At 45.4% G+C, this 7,904-nt stretch carries 7 protein-coding genes and 1 pseudogene; all 8 read right to left on the reverse strand.

Going from position 1 to position 7,904, the window contains the following annotated elements; genetic code table 11:
- Nucleotides 1-284, reverse strand: a pseudogene (locus B3180_RS12020) (glutathione S-transferase family protein); the annotation flags it as partial.
- A gap of 94 nt (nt 285-378) precedes the next feature.
- Nucleotides 379-1,518 (reverse strand): lipid-A-disaccharide synthase, encoded by a 1,140-nt coding sequence (gene lpxB / locus B3180_RS12025; RefSeq protein WP_222235457.1) that lies wholly within the window; start codon nt 1,516-1,518, stop codon nt 379-381.
- Nucleotides 1,518-2,285: an acyl-ACP--UDP-N-acetylglucosamine O-acyltransferase gene (gene lpxA, locus B3180_RS12030; protein WP_054488150.1), complete on the reverse strand. Its 768-nt coding sequence runs from the start codon at nt 2,283-2,285 to the stop codon at nt 1,518-1,520. Before lpxA ends, lpxB begins: the two co-directional genes overlap by 1 nt.
- Nucleotides 2,286-2,741: a 3-hydroxyacyl-ACP dehydratase FabZ gene (fabZ, locus tag B3180_RS12035; RefSeq protein ID WP_054488152.1), complete on the reverse strand. Its 456-nt coding sequence runs from the start codon at nt 2,739-2,741 to the stop codon at nt 2,286-2,288. It lies immediately after the preceding gene.
- Between the two features lie 14 nt (nt 2,742-2,755).
- Entirely contained in the window at nt 2,756-3,781 is a 1,026-nt protein-coding gene (gene lpxD / locus B3180_RS12040) for a UDP-3-O-(3-hydroxymyristoyl)glucosamine N-acyltransferase (protein ID WP_199494880.1), read from the reverse strand.
- A 3-nt stretch (nt 3,782-3,784) separates the two neighbouring features.
- Nucleotides 3,785-4,300, reverse strand: coding sequence for an OmpH family outer membrane protein (locus B3180_RS12045; protein WP_224797305.1), 516 nt, complete (start codon nt 4,298-4,300; stop codon nt 3,785-3,787).
- A 45-nt stretch (nt 4,301-4,345) separates the two neighbouring features.
- A complete protein-coding gene (bamA, locus tag B3180_RS12050; RefSeq protein ID WP_271331288.1) occupies nt 4,346-6,829 on the reverse strand; it encodes an outer membrane protein assembly factor BamA in 2,484 nt (827 codons plus the stop codon).
- 32 nt (nt 6,830-6,861) lie between these two features.
- A partial coding sequence (rseP, locus tag B3180_RS12055; RefSeq protein WP_286844794.1) for an RIP metalloprotease RseP occupies nt 6,862-7,904 on the reverse strand: 1,043 nt, incomplete at its 5' end.

Raw genomic sequence — 7,904 nt, forward strand, 5'->3', positions numbered from 1 at the left:
AGAGGAGCTTCAGAAAATTCCCAGCCATTCTCCAACATCAACGGATGTACTACCGAGACATCGATATGACTTTCCAGACCTTTTAGCTTCCGAAAAATTAATGCCCTGTGAGCCCAGGGGCAGGCATAAGAAACGTACAGATGATATCGGCCGGATTCGGGCTCAAACTCTGTACCTTTAGCGACTGTATTTCGAAACTGTGACTCGCTGCGCACAAAGCGGCCACCATGTTTCTTTGTGTCATACCACTTATCGCGCCACTGACCATCCACTAATAAACCCATAATAAATTCCTCTTGTTTAGATACCTCTATAATAAGGTCTATTTTTTGGAATTATTAGCGCATTGTGTTCAGGTTTTATTTCTAAAAAATAGAACTATAGAAAGGAGTCTACAACATTAGCCGCTTTTTCGCTGGCTGAGACTTTCAACTGCTGATGGATAGTTTTGAACTGTTCAAGCAAAACGGTGTTGTCCTGCTCAATTAACTCAACTAAGGCCTGCTCGATACCTTCTTCAGACGCCTCTGACTGAGCGAGTTCCGGCACAATTTCTTTGCCCGCTAAAAGGTTCGGCAATGAAAAGAACGGCGCATGGAATAAACGTTTAATAATTTGATAAGACAACCAGTGGAACCGATAAGCCACCACCATAGGGCGTTTAATAAGTAATGCTTCAAGCGCCACAGTTCCCGATGTCAGTAGCAGGTAATTTGATGCCGCCATAACCTTACGGCTTTCGCCTACAGGAAGCGCAATGGTCAATTCTGGACTGTATTGCTTAATGAGTTCCTGAAACTGCTCAGCACGAGCGTCGCTTATCATCGGTGCCACGAAACGAAGGTTCGGATACTTCTCTGCTATTTTTTTGGCAACTCGCAAAAATACAGGCGCCATACGGGCAATTTCACCTTTTCTGCTACCAGGCAGAATAGCCAAATACTCGCTTTCAGGTTCGAGTTTTAACTCCTTTCTCGCTGGAGTCTGCTGCCATTGCATTGGGATGTCATCGGCCAGAGGGTGGCCGACAAAAGTCGCCGGGAGACCGTGCTTATCGTAAAAGTCCTTTTCAAAAGGCAGCAAGCACAGTACATGATCTACTGCCTTCTTAATGCCTTTAATACGCCCTTCTCGCCACGCCCACACCGATGGACTGACATAATGAATCGTTGCTATACCAGCATTTTTAAGGCGAGTTTCAACCGTCAGGTTAAAGTCCGGAGCGTCAATACCTATCATTACATCGGGTTGTTCTTCGATAAGATATTGCACCAGTTTTTTCCGGTGTCGTAGTAGCTTAGGAAGTTGCTGTACGACTTCGGCTATCCCCATAACGGCTAAGTCATCCATGGGAAAGTAAGAGTCCATTCCCTGCTCAGCCATTAATGGTCCACCGACGCCAATAAAGTATGCACCGGGGTGACGTTTTGAAATGGCCTGCATTAGTCCGGCGCCTAACAGATCACCCGAGTGCTCACCGGCAACAATGGCAATTTTCGGCGGCTTTTTGCTACTCATTACGGACGAATAATGCCTCGTGAACTGTTTTCTACAAAAGCCGTGAAGCCGTCAAGTGCCGGTTCATTTAGTGCAGTAATACCTTCCAGCGCTTCTTCTACTGTCAGACTGGAGCGATACAATATTTTGTATGCCCGGCGTACATTCTGAATTTGCTCAGGAGTATATCCCCGACGCTTTAATCCTTCCGCATTGATTGTTCTGGGCTTAGCATTATGGCCCTGCGCCATAACAAATGGAGGAATATCCTGCACCACTATTGAATTCACCGCAGCAAACGAATGTGAACCAATATGGCAAAACTGGTGCACTCCCGTCATACCTCCCAGGATAACCCAGTCTCCAACATGAACATGACCGGCTAATGTCACCTGATTAGCAAAAATATTGTCGTTACCTATTACACAGTCATGTGCCACATGCACATATGCCATAAATAAGTTGTTGTCGCCGATCTTGGTGAGCGAGTCATCCTGCACGGTGCCACGATGAATGGTTACGGATTCACGAAATACATTATTATCGCCAATCACTAATTCAGTTGGCTCACCATCGTACTTTTTATCCTGACAATCCTCGCCAACAGAAGCAAACTGATAAATAGTGTTGTTTTTCCCAATGGTCGTAGGGCCTTTTAAAACAACGTGCGAGCGAATGTCGCAGTTATCGCCAATAACAACATTTGGACCAATGACTGTCCATGGGCCAACGCTGACATTGGCTCCAATCTCTGCGCTCGGGTCAATAATTGCGGTTTCGTGAATCACTTAAACTTCTCTTCTTGCACAGATAATTTCAGCAGTACAGGCGACATCGCCATCAACTTCGGCACGCCCGGTAAACTTCCAGATACCACGGCGTTCTTTTTCAAAGGTGACATAAAAGTCTACTGTATCGCCCGGGATAACCTGACGCTTGAAACGCGCGTTATCAATACCAGCGAATAGGTATAAGTCGTTTGCGCTCTTTTTACTCTCTGTAATTTTAAAACCGAGTAAACCACAGGCCTGAGCTATTGCTTCCAGCAACAAAACTCCCGGGAAAATTGGTTTGCCCGGGAAGTGGCCATTAAACATCGGTTCATTAAAGCTGACATTCTTTATCGCGTGCAGAGAGTCTTTCGAGTTTGTCTCGATAACTCTGTCTATTAATAAAAACGGATAACGATGGGGAAGTAAATCTAATACCCCTTGAATATCAAACCCTGATTCCGTAATTTTCAAACCTTTCACCTTACTCAGTTGTTATTGTCAGCTTGTTTTTCCAGTTCTTTTACACGCTTAAAGAGATCATCCAATTGGCGGAACCTGGCACCATTACGCCGCCATTCACGGTGTCCGCTGGCAGGTATACCTGACGCATAAACGCCCGGCTCAGTGATCTCTTTTATTACCATAGCAAATCCCATGATTTGCACATCATCACATACGCTAATATGACCATTAATGGCTGAGGCACCACCAATCATACAGCGTTTACCGATATGACAGCTACCGGCTAAAACGGTACAACCGGCAATAGCAGTGTCTTCGTCTATAAATACGTTGTGAGCAATCTGGCACTGATTATCAATGATACAACCCGATGAGATAACGGTGTCATCGAGTGCGCCACGATCAACCGTAGTACTAGCCCCAATTTCAACGTTGTCTTTAATAACAACACGGCCCAGTTGGGGAATTTTCAACCATTTACCATTTTCAGGTGCCCAACCAAAGCCATCAGCTCCAATAACCGCACCTGCATGAAATAGACAGTTATCACCAATAACACAACGGTGATAAACTTTTACTCCCGACCAGAGCGTACAGCCAGAGCCAAGCTGTGTTTCAGCTCCAATATAGCAGTGAGCTCCAATACTGGTGTTATCCCCAATGATGGCCCCGTCTTCAATAACGACGTATTCACCAATACTAACGTTAACACCAATACTGGCAGATTCAGCAATTTTCGCGGAATCAGCCACGCCCTTCGCAGGCTTAGGCGTGGTATCCAATAACTGTGCAATTTTGGCAAATGCAGCATAAGGGTTGGATACCCGAATTGCGTTATTAACGGCATCACTGTCGTCTTTTTCGGAGACAATAACCGCCCCGGCAGACGTAGTTTCTAGCTGACTTTTGTAACGACTATTTGCCAAAAAAGCTATAGCGTCACCAGTAGCAGACTGCAAGGTCGCCACGCGCAAAATGGGGAGCTGCGCATTTCCTCGCACCTCCCCACCCACATGGTCAGCCAACTGCTGCAATGTGTACTCAGTCATAGATTAGTTACCTGAGGTCATTTTCTCGACAACCGCACCAGACAAGTCGTTATCTGCTTTCATGTAAGTTACAGCGTTACTTTCAAGAACCATATCGTAGTCTTTGTCTTCAGCTACTGCAGTAATTGCATCCTGTACCTTGCCAAGCAACTTGTTACGCTCTTCGTTTTGACGACGACGGGTGTCTTCCTGAAGCGCTTTGCTTTTTAGCTGAGCCTGAGAGATAGTCTCTTCCAGGTCACGCTCTAGCTGAGTTTTTTCAGACGCAGACATAATTGACGCATCACGTTCTTGCTTTTGACGCAATTCCTGAACCTTTTGCTCAAGACGACGCATTTCTTCAAAGCGATCCTGGAACTCGTTCTGTAACTGCTCTGAAATTTGCTCACGCTGTGGTAGCTGCTGGAATACTTCCATCATATCGACCACACCAATTTTCTGCTGTGCTTGCGCGGCGCCTGCAAAAAGTGCTGTTGAAACAGCAACAGCTGCAGCTGTAGATTTAATTAACTTTTTCAAGGTAAAACTCCTTCAAATTTTGTTACTAATATTTAATTATTATTATCAGAATGTGGTTCCGATATTAAACGAGAACACTTGAGTTTCATCACCCTCAACTTCTTTCAGAGCCCGCCCCAGTGAAAAGGTCAGCGGACCCATTGGTGATATCCATTGAACGGATACACCCGCTGAAGCTCTGAAGTCGCCTGGCGAACTGTAATCCGTTAACGGCTGACTTCCCTGAGCCAGCTCCAGGTCTTTATACCTATCGTAGTCGAATTCTGTATCCCAGACCATACCGAAGTCAACAAAGACACTTGTTCTTACGCTATTACGCATACCTTCATCGACAAAAGGTGTTGGTACGATAAGCTCAAGCCCACCGACAACTTTTGCGTTACCGCCAACGGCAAAGCGGCTCACCTGAACTTGTTGTGAATCTGAGCCAGATGGCAAACCATTTGGCGCACCGGTTACGTCTGGTGGTGCCGGTAGCTGGCTTGCCGAACTGTAAATAGCTCGTGGTCCAACAGTGTTAGCTTCGAAACCACGTAAGTCGCCCTGTCCGCCAACTCGGAAAGACTCCCAGAATGGCAATAAGTAATCATTGCCTCTGTCATCTGTACCATAACCATTACCATAACCTAGGTTAAGGCGTGTCAGGAATGTCCATTGCTGGTCACGCGTTAGTGGGTAGTAATGTTTATATTCATAGTTCGTCCGGAAATACTGGACGTCACTAAACGGCGCAGAGATCTCAATGCCAGCACGTTGAGAAGAACCACTGGTTGGAAAGCGCCCTCTATTTAAGGTTACACGGGACCAGCCCATATTAAACTCATAAATATCGAAAGCGACACCGTCGTCAGGGTTCTCCCGGTTTAAGTATGCGGAATAAAATTTCCGTATTTGCTCATAACCGTCAACGTTCGTTACTTCCTGGTTTTTATAACCAATACCAAAGTTAAAGCTGTTGATTTCGTCAACCGGGAAGCCTACACCGCTGGAAACACCAAAGGTTTTCTGATTGTAACGAATTAAGTTTTCCGCCTGACCGGCATCAAACTCACTCATATACACTTGTCCTGAAAGGCTAACGCCATTCATTGTGAAGTACGGGTCAGTATAGGAAACGTTAACGTTTTTATTAAAGCGGCTGGTGCTGACATTAAATCCAACTCTGTTACCAGTGCCCAGGAAGTTATTTTGCTGAACACCCGCATTAAGTTGCAAACCTGAGTAGTCACCATAACCAACGCCGGCGTTAAAGGAGCCCGATGGTTGCTCTTTCACCTTATAGGTCACGTCAACCTGATCATCGCTGCCTTCGACTCGCTCGGTCGATGTTTCAACTGTCTCAAAGAAACCAAGACGTTCAAGACGAACCTTACCTTGTTCAATTTTATTGTCAGATAACCAGGCACCTTCCAGTTGGCGCATTTCACGACGAAGCACCCGGTCTTTTGTCGCACCGTTACCTTCAAAATTAATGTGACGTACATAGACACGCTTACCCGGTTCTACCGAGAAAGTAATTTTAACCGTTTTGTCATCGTCATTATGTTCAGGGATAGCTCGAACTTCGGGATAAGCATAGCCGTAACGACCATAGAAGCGGCTAATCATATCCTCGATATAAGTCACCTGTGCGGCGTTATAGAGGGTACCTTCTTCAATAGTCGCAATTCGGCTGACTAGCTCTTCGTGGCCTTTTAGATCCCCAATAACATCGGTTTCGCTTACGTTGTATTTATCACCCTCTTTAACATTGATGGTGATATAAATACCTTCACGATCGGGTGTCATAGAAACCTGAACGGATTCAACCTGAAAACGCAAATACCCACGGTCCCGATAAAAAGACTCTAAAGTCTCTAAGTCACCACTTAACTGCTGTTTCTGGTAGCGCTTTTCGCCAATAACGTTCCACCACGGGAGGTCATCGCGAAGTTCGAAAGCATCAAGAAGTTGCTCATCGGCAAACGCCTTATTACCCACAATATTAATTTGTGCAATTTCAGCAGCGTCGCCTTCGTCGAAGTTCATACGCAACTCAACTCGGTTGCGCGGCAAATCAACAACTTGTATATCCACCGATGCATTGTATTTACCAACACTATGATAGAAATCTTCCAGACCTTTTTCTATGCCTGAAATAGTGGTTCTATCCAGAGGTTCGCCAGTAACAATATTATTATCAAGCAAGCTCTCTTCAAGCTGCTCGTCTTTGATATCGCTGTTACCTTCAAAGGTAATTTCAGCAATGGTTGGTCGCTCACTGACGGTGAAAATTAACGTATCGTTATCTCTCCGTGCATCAATATAGTTAAAGTGAGTCGAAGAGTAGAGTGAGCGAATGGCGCTACGAATCTGTAACTCACTCACCTCATCACCCACCCTAACCGGAATATAAGTTAACGCAGCACCTAAAGCGACACGTTGTAACCCTTTAACTTCAATATCCTGAACAACAAACTCGTCTTGTGCGTAGGCTGGTGCTACTGCACCTGCAATCATGGCACTCACTAACAGCTTTTTAAACGTCATTATCACTAGCTACTTTTTTGTTAATTCGTGACTCAGAATGCGAAACGGGCGATGTCATTTGATATTGCTAACGCCATCAACGCGAATACCAGCACCCCACCAATCCTATAGCAAACGTCTTGCACTCTTTCGGATACCGGCTTACCACGAACCCATTCAATGCTGTAAAACACTAAATGACCGCCGTCTAACACCGGTAAAGGTAATAAATTTATTATCCCTAAATTGACACTTAATAATGCCAAAAAACTTAAAAAATAGACGAACCCGTTACTAGCGCTAACACCAGCACCTTCAGCAATACTTAAAGGCCCTGCCAGGTTCTTTACAGAAACATCTCCGGTCAGCAGTTTACCTATCATTTTCACGCTAACAACCATCAACTCCCAAGTTTTTTCTGCGCCTTTCGCTAAGCCCCCGAAAAACCCGTATTGATGGTTGAAAACATAATTATCAGGTAACGGTTCAGTCACCGGAACTACGCCAAGGTAGCCTATGACACCATTTTGACTTTCCCGTTCCCCTATTTGAACACAAACTTCCTGCTCAACGCTATTTCTTTCAACCGTAAACAACAGACTCTGCCCAGCCGACTGAGCAATAATCTCACGTATTTTTTCCCAACTATCGACTTGCTCACCGTCAATAGAAATAATAGTGTCGCCCGCTTTAAGGCCGCTCGCATCAGCTGGTGAGTCTGCTTCAACCTGACTAAGCTCGGTGTAAACTTCAGGCTGATAAACCTCAATACCTAAACTTCCAAAGGTCGACTCTGTCTCAGGATCAAACCGCCAGCCAGTCAAGTCCAGCCTACGCTGAACTTCACTTCCCGCCGGCGTTCTTAACGTTATTATCGTCTCGTCATCGCCAATAGCGGACATTAAGCCCAGCTGCACTTGTTGCCAGTCATAAGCTTCTACATCGTCGACTGACAAAATTTCACTGCCTCTTTCCAGATCTGCTTTTGCAGCAATGGAGTTTTCTTTGATATCACCAATAACAGGCTTTACCGTCGGCACACCAATACCGAACATGAGCCATAGCACCGCTACCGCAAGGACAAAGTTAGCAACAG

The organism is Idiomarina sp. UBA4206, assembly GCF_002383015.1.
GTDB lineage: Bacteria > Pseudomonadota > Gammaproteobacteria > Enterobacterales > Alteromonadaceae > Idiomarina > Idiomarina abyssalis.